Consider the following 16,067-nt stretch of genomic DNA (forward strand, 5'->3'; position numbering starts at 1 on the left):
TTACCTGTATTTTAGTGCGTTAATACTGATGAAACTGCCACAGAAACCGGCTTCGCATCCTCAACGGGCAGGTTGTCCCACCAGGTTTTTTTGAGAATTACGGCACAAACCGCCAGGATCGTCAGCGTGACCGACAATTCGGTGTACATGCTGACGATCAGATACATCGGCAGCATCGTCAGACAGCATTGGGCCACAACGCCCACCCCGACGTTGAACGCATCGCGTTTGAAATTTTTGTTGGCTTCGAACGACGGATCCTCGGCCACGACCATTTCGTGAATCGGTTGCCAGAACCCCCAGGGGCGGACGGTTCGGTAAAAGGACTTCAGCGTTTCGGATTTCGTCGGGGGTGTCAGCAGGGAACCGGCCACGCAACCGGCCAGCGACAAGCCGAACAGCAGCGGGAAATAATACAACTCCAGGGTTTCTTTAAAAAGGGCGGGAAAAATCAGCGCCGGAACGATCCCCGCCAGCATACCCCAGAAAAAACCGCTGGCGTTAAACCGCCACCAGTGCCATTTCAGCACATTCGCAGCCACATAACCGCCGTACAAGGCCGACACAATCCACTGCAGGATGCTGTTGACATCCCGGACAAACAAGCCCAGCAAAATACCAAAACCGGCCACCGCCAACCCCGACGCGTAATTCATCCGGGCAATCCGCCGGTTCGATGCGCGCGGATTGACGTATTTCAGGTAAATATCATTGACGATGTAGGCCTGCGCGGCATTGAGCGTACCGGCAAATGTACCCATGAAAGCCGCCAGCAAACCCGCCAGCAACAGCCCCATCAACCCCGCCGGAACGAACTGCAGGATGGCTGCGGGCAGAATTTTCTCAAAGTCGATGGCTCCGTTGGGGGCCTGCAGGTTGAGCTGATCAAAATGCAACAGGGCCAGAACCGTAAAGCCCATGATCATGGCGTAGCGAACCGGCAGCAGCACGATGGATACAATACCGCTCATTTTGGCCGCATCCTGAGGGGATTGGGTGGACAGCACCTTTTGCATGTCGTAGTTGGGGGCCGGGCCGGCCAGACTCGCCAGAATGCCTTTGAAGGTCATCATCATGAAGAAAATGCCAAACAGCGAAAAACCGTCGGATTTGATTTTGGCGTTTACCGCTTCAATCCTCCCGGTCCAGTTCAGATCGTCGAGATGCCAGCTAAAAAAGGGCGTGTACCAACCTTGCGGTACGCTCAACGAACTGACCGCCAGATTGTCCATTGCGATCGACGCAATGACGAACGCGGCAATGGTCATGATGATGTACTTTAGAATATCGCCGATGACGATGCTGGTCATGCCGCCCAGAATGGCGTAAAAAACCGCAAACGAAGTAAAAATGATGCCGTAGAAGGGGGCGACGTAAGCCGGTGAAACCGTGAAAGGTAAATAGGGTGCGACGGTGGAAATAGGAATGAATATTTCGACAAACTTGCCCAGCCCGACAAATCCGTAGGCCATGAATCCGAGGCAACTCAACAGGGCGAAAACGACGACAACCGTGTGGGAAGCCGTTACGCCCCGCCCGGAGCCGAAGCGGGTTCCGATCCATTCTGCACCGGTGGCCACGTTCGACCGGCGCAGCCAGACGGACAGGTACATCATCAGAAAAACCTGGTTGAAAACCGGCCAGAGCCACGGAATCCAAAGGCTCTTCATACCGTAGACGAACGCCAGCGCCACCATCCACATGGTGCCCGAGATGTCGAACATATCGGATGCGTTCGACAATCCGAGCATGTACCAGGGCAGGGTTTTGCCGCCCAGCATGTATGCCTCCTTATTCTGGGCCGCACGTTTTTTCAACCCCAATCCCAGCAAAATAACGGCCACCAGGTAGCCGACTATGATGCTGAGATCAAGTGCTGAAAGTTTCATGAAATAGAGATTGGTTCAATGTTCCAAAAGTATACGCTTTTTCCGACTACAGAGTAATACTTTTTTAGCATTCTTTTGAACAAATGCTATTATAAATTGAATGATAATTCTGCCAATTATCCTGTTTTAGGTCAATTTAACCTGTAAAATACAATTATTACCAATAAATAGCTAAGTTATTCGTAAAAGGGTTTGATACTATACTCACCCAAATTATGGTACTTTTTGCCTATCTTTGTTTCTGTCTTGCCTGTCACCAGCTATTCCGATGAGTGCGATTTACCGGGAAATTACGCCCCTGACCCAGAATGACTGTTACACGCTTTTTTCACGGATCAAGAAGGATTTCGATTTCCCCCTGCATTCGCACGAGGAGTTTGAACTGAACTTCATTGCCAATGGCGCCGGTACGAAACGGATCATCGGTGATCATACGGACGTGATCGAGGATCTGGAACTGGTGCTGGTGGGCAGCAATCTTCCGCACGGGTGGTTCAATCACCAGGGGCCGAGCCAGGAAGTGCATGAGGTAACGATTCAGTTTCACCGCGATTTGTTCGATGAAAAACTGCTTCGGCGTAACCAGCTCAGTTTCATCCGGGTATTGCTGGAACGGTCGGCCAAAGGCATTGCGTTTTCGCGGGAAACCATCGAGTCGCTGCGCCCCCGTCTTGAAGCCCTGGCGCAGAAAAGCGGTTTTGACTCGGTGCTGGAACTGATGTCGATTCTGCACGATCTGTCGATTTCGCGGAACATGCGGACGCTCTCGAACGCGTCGTTTACCAACGATCCGTTGCATTTCCACAGCCGCCGGATCGAGAAAGCGTTCGAGTTCATGCAGGCGAATTATGACAAGGATATTTCGCTCGCCGATCTGTCCAAAGTCGTGAATATGCCGGAAGTATCGTTCAGCCGGTTTATCAAAAAACGAACCGGGAAGACCTTCATCGACAGCCTGAACGAAATCCGGCTCGGCCACGCGTCAAGACTGTTGATCGATACCACCCACACCATCACCGAAATATCCTACAAATGCGGTTTTAACAATATGTCGTATTTCAACCGTATCTTCCGTCGAAAAAACGGTTGTACCCCCCGCGAGTTCCGGCAGAATTATTCGGGAATCCGGGTTTTTGTGTGAGTACGGTCGTCGGTTTTCCGTGAATGGAAATGCCTGAAAACAGCGAATAATGAATACCGAACAACCGAATAACGAAAGCCACCGTAGACGGAAAACCGATTACCGTAAACTATAAACCGAATACCGTAAACCAAAAATAACCTCGTGGAAAGACGAAAAGCACTTAAAAGTTTGGCGGTGGCCGTGGGCGGACTGGTGAGTCTGCCGGGTTGGGCAAACGGCTGGAATTCGGCGAACCTCCCATCCGGAGCGTCGTTTCTGGCTCCCCGCGCCGATGCGGTTTTAGCCGAAGTGGTGGAAACCATCCTGCCGGCCACCGACACCCCGGGCGCGAAAGCCCTGGGCGTTCACACCTTCATTCAGAAAATTGTGACGGATTGCATGGAACCGTCGGCGCAGGACAGTTTAACCAAAGGACTGACGGCCGTGGAAGCCCTCGCCCAGAAAACCTACAGCAAATCGTTTGCCTCGCTCGATGCCGGTCAGAAAGCCGAGGTGCTGAAAACCATGAGCCAGTCGTCGGACGCCGACGAAAAAGGATTTTTTTCGCTGGTAAAAGGCATGACCATCCGGGGCTACATGACCTCCGAATACGTCATGAACAACATCACCCACTACGAAATGGTACCCGGTCGGTACCATGGTTGTGTGCCGGTGGTAGCCAAAAACACAACGCCTAAAACGCAACAAAACAAATAGTAGCCCGAACCCCTATGGCAAATTTTGCAATCGATGCAGTAAAAGCAACCACGTATGACGCCATCGTGATCGGATCAGGGATCAGTGGCGGTTGGGCTGCGAAAGAGTTGACGGAGAAAGGATTACGTACCCTGGTGCTGGAACGGGGCCGCGACGTCAAACACGTGGTCGACTACCCCACGACCATGCTCAACACCTGGGAAATGGAACACCGGGGGCAGTTGCCGCTCGGCATCCGGAAGGAAAACCCGATTGTGGGCAAATGTTATGCCTTCCACGAAGGGTCGGCGCATTTTTTCGTGAAGGATGCGGAACACCCGTATGTGCAGGAAAAACCGTTCGACTGGATTCGGGGCTATCAGGTGGGGGGCAAATCCCTGCTGTGGGCGCGCCAGACCCAGCGCTGGAGCGACTTCGACTTTCAGGGCCCGGCCCGCGACGGATTTGCGGTCGACTGGCCGATTCGGTATGCCGACATCGCGCCCTGGTATAGCCACGTTGAAAAATTCGCCGGTATTACCGGAAATAAAGACGGTTTGGCCACCTTGCCCGATGGCGAGTTTCTGCCCCCGCACGAGTGGAACTGCGTTGAAAAATACTTTAGCCAGCAGATGGCGGCCAAATACAAAGACCGCCCGGTCATTATGGGCCGGGCCGCTCACATCACCAAACCGCAACCGATTCACCTGCAACAGGGCCGGGCGCAATGCCAGCACCGGACCATTTGTGAGCGCGGCTGTCCGTTTGGCGGGTATTTCAGCAGTAATGCTTCTACCCTGCCCTGGGCTGCTAAAACCGGCAAGCTGACTTTGCGCCCTCATTCGGTGGTGCATTCGATTATCTACGACGAGAAAAAAGGCAAAGCCACCGGCGTACGCGTGATCGACGCGACCACCAAGGAAATGATCGAATTTTATGCCCGGATCATTTTTGTCAATGCGGCCGCTTTGAACACCAATCTGGTGCTGCTGAACTCCACCTCGAACCGGTTTCCGAACGGTCTGGGCAACGACAGTGGTGTGCTGGGCAAATATGCCGCTTTCCACAACTACCGGGCGGGCATTTCGGGTGAATACGACGGGTATCTGGAATCGACCACCGAAGGCCGACGCCCCAACAGCCCGTATATTCCACGTTTCCGGAACGTTCATAAACAGGAAACTGACTTTCTGCGGGGTTACGCAGCCGGTTTTTCAGCCAACCGCATTTCCCGGTCGAACCAGGAGGGTTTCGGTGCCGATCTAAAAGCAAACCTGGCCAATCCAACGCTGGGCGGCTGGAGTGTGGGTTCGCACATGATGGGCGAAACCATTCCTAAAGAGAGCAATTACGTGGCGCTGGACAAAAGCCTGAAAGATCCGTTTGGCATTCCGCAGTTGAAAGTGTCGATTGTGTACGACGACAACGACGACAAGATGGTGAAGGATTACCAGGAGCAGATGATGGAAATGTTCACCGCAGCCGGTTTTAAGAACCTTCGCGTTCGTGACGACAAACGCAATCCGGGGCTGGATATTCACGAAATGGGCGGGGCCCGCATGGGCAAAGATCCCAAGACGTCGATTCTCAACAAATGGAACCAGATGCATCACGTCAAAAATGTGTTCGTGACCGACGGGGCCTCGATGACGTCTACCTCAACCCAAAACCCGTCGCTGACCTACATGGCACTGACAGCCCGGGCGGTGGACTACGCGGTGAAAGAGATGAAAAAGATGAATCTGTAGAATTAAGTTATATCGCAGAGTTGAGCGGAGAAAAAAGGAGTTGAGCAGAGAAAAATAAACTCTGCTCAACTCCTTTTTTCTCCGCTCAACTCTGCGATATAACTCTTTATCTATTTTACGCTCGTTTCCCCGTGGGGCGTGTGCAGAAATTTCTTCCCGGCGGCTTTGATTTTCAGCAGGGAACGCATCATTCGGAAAACCAGCAACGGGAAAGTCAGCACATCCCGAATCGAGATTTTCTGCCAGAGGTAACCCGGAATCGAGATCAGGAGGCTGAACAGAAGCGTTGCCAACATGCTGCCAAAGTAGCCCCAAACCATCGGATTTCCAATCACCAAGCCAGCCAGTGTCCCCACAAACAGGAGTGCGAGAAACAAAACGCGTGGGATGAGCAGCGCCTTCAGCAACCCGTTGAAAGCATGCCAGTTTCCCCTCATCAATTGCCGGATGCCGGTGCCGAAATACAGCTTTACGAAGTGAATCTGAGCAGCAATCCAGCGGGTTCGCTGGCGTTCGAACACTTCCAGATTCTGCACTTTCTCGTCGTAAATCAGGGCCTGTTTCAGGTATGCGATCTCAATATCTTCCGTCAACAGCAGCATTTCCAGCTCTTTGTCGTAGCCCCCCACCGACCGAATCTGGCCCATCGCCCGCTTCATCGTATCGGGTTCAAACGCCATGCCTGACCCAATCAGCGATGCCGAGAAGCCCAGCGCCCGCTGTCCGCCCCGAAACAGGTGGTTGTTGACCTCTTCATTCATGGCGTCTAAAACCGCTACGCTGGTGTTCGTGTTTTTAGCCACCCGATGGCCCTGAACCGCCCGCCAGCCGCAATCGAATGCCTGGTTGATCCGATGCAGAAAATCGGGTGCCATGTGGTTGTCGGCATCGGAAACGAGCACAATGTCGTAGACCTGCTCCGGAAGAAGTTCAAGGGCTTTTGTCAACGATTTCTGAACCGTCGATTCTTCAAAACTCACCACCAGCACTTTGACCGGAAATTGGGCAAGCTGTTGCAAGGTCTCAGCGCGAAACGAGTCGGCAATCACGAAAAGATCGTAGGAGTCAGACGGATAGGTTTGCTGAAGATTGGCCTGGACCGAGTCCAGAATGACTTTATCCTCCTTGTAGGCGGGTACCAGAACGGCAATTCGGCGGGTGCGGGTTGTGGCTTTGCTCGCGGGTTCGCTGTCGTCTCCGCCAAACCAGCCTGCCACGGCACAAATAAGAAGATACAGAATATTAAATCCGAGGTACAGACCGATCGGCAGAAAAATCAGATACCCTACAAAATCCATGATCTGGTAAAATTATCACTGTACAAATCAATTCTGCTTGTCAATTTGTCTGATAATCTTCGTTTCACCCAGGATACGGCGTTTTTTTCTACGGCGATCTTCCTCTTTCTAACCATCAGATTCATGTCGATCTGACAGCAAATAATATACCATTTAATCAGTTAAGTGTATTCTCAACCCAAAGATTTCCATTAGGGCTTGGGTTACTTACTTTTCAGGGGTCTACTTTCAATCAGTAGGACAGAGAAATTAATGTCTGGTAATAAAATACGTATTAAGCCCGGACAGGTACGGTCTGTGCGTAAAAGGGGGCCGCACCAACCACGGGCCGCGAAAAGGCATTCGACGCCCGACGGAGCATCGCCCGGATTTTCGCCTGCAATTCGAGGGGATTGAACGGTTTTGTCATGCAATCATCAGCGCCATTTTCCAGACACCGAATGCGGAAGTTGCTGTCTTCTGAACCCGACAGGGCCAGAATCGGAAGCGAATGGTAGCGGCTGCTTTTGCGAACCAGTTGGATCAATTCCAAACCGTCCACCTTCGGCACTTTCAGGTCGGTAACAATAAAATCGGCAGAAAGGCCTTTTTCGAGCAAATTCATGGCTTCATTCCCGTTGGAGGCCACAATCACATTGAACTCGGCGGCAAGCGTCTCCTGCAGAATACGAACCAGGAAACGGTTACTCTCTACAATCAACAGGTTTATTTTTGGGACTTTCATAGCAAGTTGTTGTTTGGTTCAAATCGAGACACTAAAAATTTACGGCAACATTTCTATTATAAGTAAAAACACTTACACCATAATTCAATTTTAACGAATTGACGGGCAAATATCAGATATAAAAGCGGCATCTACATGAATTTTAAATCTAGTTATATTTGGCCAAATCACATTTTAATCTCCTGTCTACTAGAAATTTAACCTATTTTTTTACTAAATCACTTTCCTTTCGCTTGTCATTATTATCAAACACCGGGACAAATATAGAGTACCTAATTTGAAGTCAAAACAAAATGTGTAATTATTTTTGCAATATAAGAAATTAATCATGCTACTCATATTTGAATTACCGGAAAACAAACCGGGTTAGGACGTCAGAGCATAAATGTTACCGTATTTCTACTCTGGGTATCATCCATTATACAGAATACCTAAATTACCAGACACACTTGGCACGATATGTGATTAGTATTCAAGGCTACTTCTGACAGATTATGACTGTTTTTCAACGGTAGCCCGTGAACACAACCGGCACAATGCGAGCAGTCTACTTTCCCAACTTAAACGGCTTACGATTCATCGCTGCTCTTTGGGTGATCATTCACCACATCGAACAAATCAAGCTCATTTTCAAAGTTGATAACTACTGGCACCTGCCCTTCGTCGATCTGATCGGGAAGCTGGGTGTCGTGTTGTTTTTTGTCCTGAGCGGTTTTCTGATCACCTACCTGCTTTTGCAGGAAAGAGCGGTTACGGGTACGATTGCAATCCGCCATTTTTACCTGCGACGGGTGCTCAGAATCTGGCCGCTGTATTACCTGATCGTGGTTTTAGGCTTGTTCGTGCTGCCCCACATTCCGTTTTTTGACATTCCGATTTATTCTGATTTACTGCACAGAAGTTTCCTGGTCAAAGTCATTCTGTTCATTGTTATTCTGCCCAACCTGGTGGCTACGCCCGTACCCCACATTAACCAAACCTGGTCGATTGGGGTGGAGGAGCAGTTCTACGCCTTCTGGCCTTTGCTCATGAAAAAGGTGGGCCATCCGCTGCGGGTGGCCTTAGGCACGATTGTGGTTTATCTGCTGATCAAGTTTGGCCTGCTCTTTCTAACCTCCATGGGAGTTACCAATCAGGCAATCAGCTTTATAACAAAATTCTGGAACAGCTTCAACGTGGATTGCATGGCGATTGGCGGGGTGATTGCCTGGGCACTTTTCTACCGCCGGGAAGGCATCCTCCGCGTGCTGTTCAACCGCTGGTTGCAAGCCGCCGTTTACCTGCTAACGGCTTTCATGATCGTTCGGGGAGTTGAAATACCGTATCTGCACCAGGAAACCTACGCCTGTCTGTTTGCGGTAATCATTCTCAACCTGGCCGCCAATAAACAGACACTCATCAAGCTTGAACACCCGGTTTTACATTACCTCGGCAAGATTTCGTTCGGCATCTATATGTACCACATGATCGCGATCTTAATCGCTTTCAAACTGCTGCAACCCGTTTTTCCGGGCAACAACTGGTTGCTCTACACTGCCAGCATTCTGCTGACCATTCTCCTGGCTGCGGCCTCCTACGAATGGTTTGAACGCCGTTTTATCAAGGCTAAAATCAAGTATTCCAAAGTTGTCAGTGGCGACAATATTGCCGAGCCGGTTGTCAATTCGCCCGGCGCTACCGACGCTATCCAACCGACCCTGACCAACACCAAATAACCGTACCGTGAGCGCCCTGCCAGGGGTTCCAATTCGCAAAAATGGGCAATCAGACCGCTTCCTTATCGTACACCATACAGAAGAACTTCTGGTTATTCAGCCTGCTTGGAACACTCATTGCCGTAGCTTCCGGTTTCCTAATTGCCAGACTAGGAATTCTCGGATCGGCGGTTATTATCATCCTACCGCTCGGGCTTCTTCTGGTGGGAGGTGTGCTGGCCGAGCCCAAATTCGGTTTTCTGGTCTATGTGCAGCTCAGTTTTCTGGTCAATGCCCTCGCCCGCTTTCTGCCCGTCAGCATTCCATTCGGGATGATCATCGACGGCATTCTCGGACTAACCGTGCTGAGTCTGATCGTGAACAACCGGCGATTGTCGTGGAAACGGTTGCATCATCCGGCTTTTTACCTCGTCGGAATCTGGTTTTTTTACACGGTGCTGGAAATCTTTAATCCGGAATCGCCCTACCGGGCCGCCTGGTTTTTTCACGCCCGGTCCTTTTCCCTGCATTTTTTCATTGTCACCTGCACCATGCTGGTCATCGACCTGACGCGGGGCGATATCCTGATTATTCTTCGAACCTGGCTCGTCTGGTCCTTTCTGGCGGCCCTCTGGGCGTTCAAACAGCAATACATTGGCCTGACCACCAATGAGATGATCTGGCTCAACTCGGGAGCCGCTTCGACACACATCCTGTTTGGTCACCTGCGCAGTTTCTCGTTCTACACCGATGCCTCGCAGTTTGGGGCCGAAATGGCCGCCGTTTCACTCCTCTGTTTTATCTGGAGTTTTGAATCCGAAACGTTACCGCGTAAGCTGGGGTACCTGTTCCTGTTGCTGGTCTATTTCTGGGGCTACGCCGTTTCGGGAACGCGCAGCGCCCTTTTTGTGCTGATTGCCGGCTACGGTTTTTATTTATTCATGAAGCGGGATCTGCTCAAAATTGCCATCGGGATCTGCGTGGCGGCTCCCCTGCTTTTTGTCCTGAAATACACCAACGCCGGTAGCGGTAATTACCAGATTCAACGCATGCGAACGGCCCTCAACCCGCTGGAAGATCCGTCGTTTCTGCTGCGGTTGAAAAACCAGCAAAAACTGGCTAATTACCTGAAAGACTTGCCATTCGGCGCGGGCATTGGAACCTCACTCGATACGGGCCAGCGGTTTTCGCCCAACCACTGGGCCGCCCAGATTTCGCCGGATAGCTGGTATGTCGAGCTGTGGATCGAAACCGGCCGGGTGGGCATGGTTCTGTACATTATGATGCTGATCGCGCTGATTTCGATTGGGGTTTACCGGGTCTGGCACCTGAAAGACCCCTGGCTCACCTCCACGATGCGGGGCCTGGTGGCCGTTTTTGTCGGCATCGCCGTCATGGGGTATTCCAACCCGGTTCTGGGTCAGTTCCCCACCAGTTCCATGCTGTTCATCAACGCACTCCTGTTCACCACCTGCAATCGGTGGGACAAGAGCTAGGCGGTTTTCGGTTTTCAGTTTTCGGTTTTCGGTGGCTAACGCAGTTACAAACCCGACCGGTAGCCTGCGTCAGCCACCGAAAACCGAATACAGTAAACCGAATACCTATACTTTTAATCCTTATTCCTCAACCTCTATGAAACGTCGCCAAGCCATTCTGGGAATCGCCCTTTTGGGAACTGGCAGTATAATCGTGAATGGCTTCAAGTGGATTTCCTGGTACAAAAATCCCGATCTGGTGTTCATCCACAGCCAGAAAGAACTCCTGGCGGCTTTGGCTGAAACGATTATTCCGGCTACCGATACGCCGGGCGCCATTGCCGCCGGTGTCCCCGATTTTATCCTGAAAATGGTGCTGGAAAACACGCTGAAGGTTTCCCAAAACCGCTTCATCGAAGGCCTGAAAGCCGTCGATCCTTACAGCATCAGCCGGTTTGGAAAACCGTACATAAGATGCTCCCGGCAGGAGCAAAACGAGGTAATGCGGCATTTCGAAAAAGACGGAAAACCGTTTGAGGGAATTCCCGGAAAAGTGGAGCGGAAACTGATTGGCAATTCGTTTTTTACCACCCTGAAAGAATACACCTGCGTCGGGTATTACACGTCGATGACCGGCGCAACCCAAGGGCTGGCCTATGTTTTTACGCCTGGCCACTACACCGGTTGTATTCCGCTTTTTGCCGGACAAAAATCCTGGGCCATCCGCTAACCACGACCTTTCCATGACCCCCATTCCTGTTAAAAACAACGGAAAAGAATTGTATACTTTCGATGCCATTGTCGTCGGTTCCGGCATCAGTGGTGGCTGGGCCGCCAAAGAACTCTGCGAGCAGGGCCTGAAAACGCTGGTGCTGGAACGGGGCCGGAACGTCGAGCACATCACCGACTACCCCACCTCCGAGAAAAACGCCTGGGAATTTCCCTACCGGCTTAGCACCGTGTTGCAGGACCGGCGGCAAAGTCCGGTTCAAAGCAGTTGTCCGGTGTATAACGAAGCCACTAAACATTTTTTTGTCAACGACCAAGAACACCCCTACGTCCAGGAAAAGCCGTTCTCGTGGATCCGGGGCTACCAGGTGGGCGGACGCTCGCTCACCTGGGCACGGCAGTGCTACCGGCTCGGCGAACTGGATTTCGAAGCCAACGCCAAAGACGGCATTGCCGTCGACTGGCCCATCCGGTACAGGGAAATTGAACCCTGGTACGATTACGTCGAGAAATTTGTCGGCATCAGCGGTCAGGCCGAAGGGCTCCCCCATTTACCAGACAGCCAGTTTTTGCCCCCTATGGAGCTGAACTGCGTGGAAACCCACCTGAAACAGCAGATTCGCCGTCACTACAAAGACCGGATTCTTACCATTGGCCGGGTTGCGAACCTCACGCGCGGCTGGAACGGGCGTGGCCCCTGCCAACACCGGAACCTGTGCAACCGGGGCTGCCCGTTTGGTGGGTATTTCAGCAGTAATTCGGGCACATTACCCGCAGCTGCCCATACGGGAAACCTGACGTTACGGCCGGATTCCATCGTCGCCGAAGTGCTGTATGACGAACACAAAAACCGGGCGACCGGCGTTCGGGTGATCGATGCCCGCACGAACGAAGTGACCGATTATTTTGCCCGGATCATCTTCCTGAATGCCTCAACGATTGCCACAGCCTCGATTTTGCTGAACTCCGTTTCCAGCCGATTTCCCAACGGATTGGGCAATTCGAGCGATCAGGTCGGGCGGAATCTGATGGATCATTTCATGATGGGAGGAGCACAGGGCGAGTTTGAAGGCTTTCAGGATCAATACTATAGCGGTCGGAGGCCCACCGGTTTTTACGTTCCCCGCTTCCGAAACATTAGTCCCGAGACCCGGAGCAAAGACTACCTGCGCGGGTTTGGCTACCAGGGCCGGGGCGAACGGGCCGAGTGGGGTGAATTATACCGGGGCACCAGCGGTTTTGGTGAATCGCTGAAAGCCACCCTCGCGACGCCCGGCCCCTGGAACGTGGTGATGGGGGCCTGGGGCGAGACCCTCCCCTACGACGACAACCGGGTGACCATTGACCCGGAGGAGCGCGACCAATGGGGCTTACCCCTCGTTCGAATTAATTTTAAGTACCGCGAGAACGAGATCAACATGCGGTCGGACATTAAAAACAGCGCGGCAGAAATGCTCGAAAAAGCTGGCTTCAAAAAGGTGGAAAAATTCTACTTCGACCAGCCACCGGGTTCGGCCATTCACGAAATGGGAACCGCCCGGATGGGCCGCGACCCCAAAACGTCGGTGCTCAACGCTTTCAACCAGATGCACGATGTCAAAAATGTGTATATTACCGACGGCAGTTGCATGACCTCGTCGGCCTGCCAGAATCCGTCGCTGACCTACATGGCGCTGACGGCCCGCGCCTGCGCCCATGCGGTTTCTGAACTGAAGAAATTAAATCTGTAGATGATAGCGAACGACCGCCTGAAACTGGCCCATTTGATTCTGGCCCACGGACAACCCGAGCAACTCAGCCGCCTGATTCAGTCATTGCAGCACCCAAATGCGGATTTTTACATTCACATTGACGAAAAAACCGATCTGACGCCTTTCCTGAAAATGCGGAAAAACCTGAACGTTTTCTTCATCCGAAAACGGGAAAAGGTGTTTTGGGGAGCCTACAGCATTGTTCAGGCCACGCTGAACGGGTTTGAAGAAATCGTTGCTTCCGGCATTCCGTATGCATACATCAATCTGCTGAGTGGTCAGGATTATCCGCTCAGACCACCCGGTTTTATCCATGATTTTTTGAAAGAAAACGCCGGAACGCAGTTCATGGAGTTTTTGTCGGTAGATTACGAATGGCACGAGGCTCTGCCCCGGGTGAAAAAATACCACCTCATCAATTATTCTTTTTCCGGAAAATACGCGGTCGAAAAGCTGCTGAATGCGGTATTACCCAACCGGAAAGCCCCGGAAAACCTAACCTTTGTGGGCCGTTCTCAATGGTTTACGATTACTTTAGGCGCTGTTCGCTACATTCTGCTGTATCTCCGGGAACATCCGAAGGTCGTCCGCTTTTTTAAAATGACCTGGGGGGCCGACGAACTGATTTTTCAAACCGTTCTGTATAATTCCGCTTTCAAACCGGCGATGCGCAACGAGAACCTGCGCTACATCGACTGGTCGGAAGGAAACGCGAGCCCGAAAACGCTGACTATCGCGGATGAAACCGCCTTGCGGAACTCCGGGAAGCTCTTCGCCCGAAAATTCAACAGCACGACGGAACCCGAAATCATGGACATTCTGGACGCTTCATTCCTGAAACGCTGACATTTTCAGACCTGAACCGCCGGTTTTGTCCACGTTTTTTCGACCGGGTCATACTGCTTCAGCAAGCGGGCCGGGTTTCCACCCACCACGGAATATGCCGGAACGTTCCGCGTCACGACACTCCCCCCCGCCACCACCGAATGCCGCCCGATGGTGACCCCCGCCGTAATGACGGCATTGGCGCCAATCCAGCATTCGTCTTCAATCACAATTGGCCGGGTAACGACGGGCTGTTCCCGAATCGACCGGCTCACGTCTTCGTAGGAATGGTTCAGGCCCGACAGTACGACGTGCTGGGCAATGATCACATCCGTCCCGATCGTCACTGGTCCAATCACCACCGACCCAATGCCGACCGTACACCGATCCCCAATCAAAACCGGTCCCACGCCATTGTTGATCACACTGAACGCTTCGATCACACTGTTTGAACCCAGCGCAAACGGGCTGAAAGGCAGCACATCGAGCCGCACCGACGACCGGATCATCGACGTCCGGTGCCGTTTGTGAATGAACGGATTCACGAACCAGCTCACCCATCGCCGGGGCCGGGCCTCATGCCGGGGGATCAACAGCCAGTGGATCAGGTGTTTTAGCCGGGGGTTGCGGTCGATGAACGCTTTCATACGGTTTTCAGAAACGAATCAGGTGGTTTGGGGCTGAGAAACAAGCAGTTGATCAATGGCATCGGTTAAGGCACCCACCGAATTAGCCCAGGTATGCTCCCAGGCAAAGGCAATCCGTTCGTCGGGCGACGACAGGATTTTACCATTCAGAACGTCGGCGATGCGGGCAACAAATTGCTCTGCGTTTTCGGCCAGGTAAACGTGTCGGTCAAACAACGCCATCGTTTCCGTTTTACCGGCAACCACCGGTTTTCCCATCGCCAGGTATTCGTCAATTTTGCGCGGATAATTCCCGATGGTCACTTCGTTCAGGACCTGCGGATTGATCAATACGTCCATAGCCGCCAGATAGGCCGGAATCTGATGGGGCGATTTGGGACCGAGAAACGTCACATTGGGCAGGGCTTTCAACCGTTCGGTGGGGAACGAGTCGTCGGTGGCGCCAATCAGAACCATCTGCCAGTCAGGCCGCTGGCGAGCTACGGTTTCGATCAGACCACCATCCAGCCGCAAACCGGTGAGCGCGCCGGCGTAGCCAATGCGGGGATAAGGAATCGCAGCCATGTCGGCCGGTATTTCGTGGATAGCCGCCGGATCGAACATTTTCAGATCACAGCCCTGCCCCACATAAACCGAACGCGGGTTGTACCGGGCCGCCTGGTTGGCGAGGTAGAGCGAATTACTGGCCACCAGATCGACCTTGCTCATCAGCAGCGGTTCCAGCCGTTCGCCGTGCCGTTTCCAGAAATCGACCGCCAGAAAATTATCCCGCAGGTAGTAGACATACACCGCCGGTTTGAGCAATTCCTTCAGGTAAAAGCCCTGAAGCATGTCATTGTCATTGATCAGCACGAAAGATTTCCAACCTAACTCCTTCACCGCCAGCTTGATTTCGTTCGACAAAACCGTCCCGTTGTAGCGGTTGGCCCAATCGTACAGGGGCGTATCGGGCAACCAGTTGAAAGAGCCTAACAACGATCGGGGCGACAACACCCAGAGGTTCGGTTCGGCCTGAAACAGGTGCTTCCCTTGGTTTTCGGCCACAAATTCATCGCGTCGCTGCGCGCGGCCCGATTTTTTGGAAAGCCGCGCCGACCAGTCCAGCGGTTCGTTGACAAACAGCACCGAATGGTTTTCGGACAAGGTTCGGGCCATGTCCCGAATGTTGCTGCCCAACTGCTTTTCCTCCCAGGGCTGCCGGGAAGTGATGACAAAATTCGTTCTGCCAGACAACTTATTCATGATTCCGTATGATACCTGATTAGACTTTCTCGATGATCTTTTATTTATGTCTGATAAACAACATCTTCACCATTCTCTTTCCAGGAAGGACAGAGCAAATAGTATGCTTAATTTTCGGATGACTAACGTATCTGATCATTTGTCTGATAATTTGAATTGGAACAGGCTCAAATCATTTTCGAAATAAATATTAGCGGGGTAACTCTGTATCTATACGAAGACTCAT

General features: G+C 52.1%; 13 protein-coding genes. 8 read left to right on the forward strand and 5 right to left on the reverse strand.

Annotated features, from left to right (window positions below; all coding sequences use genetic code 11):
• Positions 1–11: 11 nt before the first annotated feature.
• A complete protein-coding gene (locus ACS5NO_RS25200) occupies positions 12–1,889 on the reverse strand; it encodes a sodium:solute symporter family protein (protein WP_439417683.1) in 1,878 nt (625 codons plus the stop codon).
• Between the two features lie 268 nt (positions 1,890–2,157).
• Between ACS5NO_RS25200 and ACS5NO_RS25205 the strand changes: the two genes are divergently transcribed.
• The 3 genes from ACS5NO_RS25205 (at position 2,158) to ACS5NO_RS25215 (ending at position 5,456) form a co-directional block, all read left to right on the forward strand.
• The gene (locus tag ACS5NO_RS25205; protein WP_439417684.1) at positions 2,158–3,030 is read left to right on the forward strand and encodes an AraC family transcriptional regulator; all 873 of its coding nucleotides are present in this window, start codon (positions 2,158–2,160) and stop codon (positions 3,028–3,030) included.
• 144 nt (positions 3,031–3,174) lie between these two features.
• On the forward strand, positions 3,175–3,729 hold the full coding sequence (locus ACS5NO_RS25210; RefSeq protein WP_439417685.1) for a gluconate 2-dehydrogenase subunit 3 family protein: 555 nt from the start codon (positions 3,175–3,177) through the stop codon (positions 3,727–3,729).
• A 14-nt stretch (positions 3,730–3,743) separates the two neighbouring features.
• Entirely contained in the window at positions 3,744–5,456 is a 1,713-nt protein-coding gene (locus tag ACS5NO_RS25215; RefSeq protein WP_439417686.1) for a GMC oxidoreductase, read from the forward strand.
• Between the two features lie 110 nt (positions 5,457–5,566).
• Here ACS5NO_RS25215 and ACS5NO_RS25220 read toward each other — a convergent pair whose 3' ends face one another.
• Together ACS5NO_RS25220 and ACS5NO_RS25225 are read right to left on the reverse strand one after the other, a co-directional pair.
• On the reverse strand, positions 5,567–6,754 hold the full coding sequence (locus tag ACS5NO_RS25220; protein WP_439417687.1) for a glycosyltransferase family 2 protein: 1,188 nt from the start codon (positions 6,752–6,754) through the stop codon (positions 5,567–5,569).
• A 274-nt stretch (positions 6,755–7,028) separates the two neighbouring features.
• Positions 7,029–7,478, reverse strand: coding sequence for a response regulator transcription factor (locus tag ACS5NO_RS25225; RefSeq protein WP_439417688.1), 450 nt, complete (start codon positions 7,476–7,478; stop codon positions 7,029–7,031).
• A gap of 536 nt (positions 7,479–8,014) precedes the next feature.
• Here ACS5NO_RS25225 and ACS5NO_RS25230 point away from each other — a divergent pair.
• From ACS5NO_RS25230 to ACS5NO_RS25250, 5 genes are all read left to right on the forward strand, one after another.
• Positions 8,015–9,193, forward strand: a complete 1,179-nt coding sequence (locus tag ACS5NO_RS25230; protein WP_439417689.1) for an acyltransferase family protein — start codon at positions 8,015–8,017, stop codon at positions 9,191–9,193.
• Between the two features lie 41 nt (positions 9,194–9,234).
• Positions 9,235–10,668: an O-antigen ligase family protein gene (locus tag ACS5NO_RS25235; protein ID WP_439417690.1), complete on the forward strand. Its 1,434-nt coding sequence runs from the start codon at positions 9,235–9,237 to the stop codon at positions 10,666–10,668.
• Positions 10,669–10,804: 136 nt separating this feature from the next.
• Positions 10,805–11,377: a gluconate 2-dehydrogenase subunit 3 family protein gene (locus ACS5NO_RS25240; RefSeq protein ID WP_439417691.1), complete on the forward strand. Its 573-nt coding sequence runs from the start codon at positions 10,805–10,807 to the stop codon at positions 11,375–11,377.
• Positions 11,378–11,390: 13 nt separating this feature from the next.
• Positions 11,391–13,106 carry a GMC oxidoreductase gene (locus ACS5NO_RS25245; RefSeq protein ID WP_439417692.1) on the forward strand — a complete coding sequence of 572 codons (1,716 nt, stop codon included), beginning with the start codon at positions 11,391–11,393 and terminating at the stop codon, positions 13,104–13,106.
• Entirely contained in the window at positions 13,107–13,973 is an 867-nt protein-coding gene (locus ACS5NO_RS25250; protein WP_439417693.1) for a beta-1,6-N-acetylglucosaminyltransferase, read from the forward strand. It abuts the gene before it with no gap.
• A gap of 5 nt (positions 13,974–13,978) precedes the next feature.
• On the opposite strand, the gene ACS5NO_RS25255 is transcribed toward ACS5NO_RS25250, so the two are convergent.
• Both ACS5NO_RS25255 and ACS5NO_RS25260 read right to left on the reverse strand, forming a co-directional pair.
• The gene (locus ACS5NO_RS25255; RefSeq protein ID WP_439417694.1) at positions 13,979–14,599 is read right to left on the reverse strand and encodes an acyltransferase; all 621 of its coding nucleotides are present in this window, start codon (positions 14,597–14,599) and stop codon (positions 13,979–13,981) included.
• Between the two features lie 18 nt (positions 14,600–14,617).
• On the reverse strand, positions 14,618–15,841 hold the full coding sequence (locus ACS5NO_RS25260; RefSeq protein ID WP_439417695.1) for a glycosyltransferase: 1,224 nt from the start codon (positions 15,839–15,841) through the stop codon (positions 14,618–14,620).
• Between the last annotated feature and the right edge of the window lie 226 nt (positions 15,842–16,067).

It is taken from the genome of Larkinella fluvii (assembly GCF_051857545.1).
GTDB lineage: Bacteria > Bacteroidota > Bacteroidia > Cytophagales > Spirosomataceae > Larkinella.

Coding starts and splice junctions, on each gene's coding strand:
- ACS5NO_RS25205 (WP_439417684.1), top strand. CDS start 2,158: ATGAGTGCGATTTACCGGGAAATTACGCCCCTGACCCAGAATGACTGT.
- ACS5NO_RS25225 (WP_439417688.1), bottom strand. CDS start 7,478: ATGAAAGTCCCAAAAATAAACCTGTTGATTGTAGAGAGTAACCGTTTC.
- ACS5NO_RS25200 (WP_439417683.1), bottom strand. CDS start 1,889: ATGAAACTTTCAGCACTTGATCTCAGCATCATAGTCGGCTACCTGGTG.
- ACS5NO_RS25235 (WP_439417690.1), top strand. CDS start 9,235: ATGGGCAATCAGACCGCTTCCTTATCGTACACCATACAGAAGAACTTC.
- ACS5NO_RS25230 (WP_439417689.1), top strand. CDS start 8,015: ATGCGAGCAGTCTACTTTCCCAACTTAAACGGCTTACGATTCATCGCT.
- ACS5NO_RS25260 (WP_439417695.1), bottom strand. CDS start 15,841: ATGAATAAGTTGTCTGGCAGAACGAATTTTGTCATCACTTCCCGGCAG.
- ACS5NO_RS25220 (WP_439417687.1), bottom strand. CDS start 6,754: ATGGATTTTGTAGGGTATCTGATTTTTCTGCCGATCGGTCTGTACCTC.
- ACS5NO_RS25250 (WP_439417693.1), top strand. CDS start 13,107: ATGATAGCGAACGACCGCCTGAAACTGGCCCATTTGATTCTGGCCCAC.
- ACS5NO_RS25255 (WP_439417694.1), bottom strand. CDS start 14,599: ATGAAAGCGTTCATCGACCGCAACCCCCGGCTAAAACACCTGATCCAC.
- ACS5NO_RS25215 (WP_439417686.1), top strand. CDS start 3,744: ATGGCAAATTTTGCAATCGATGCAGTAAAAGCAACCACGTATGACGCC.
- ACS5NO_RS25245 (WP_439417692.1), top strand. CDS start 11,391: ATGACCCCCATTCCTGTTAAAAACAACGGAAAAGAATTGTATACTTTC.
- ACS5NO_RS25240 (WP_439417691.1), top strand. CDS start 10,805: ATGAAACGTCGCCAAGCCATTCTGGGAATCGCCCTTTTGGGAACTGGC.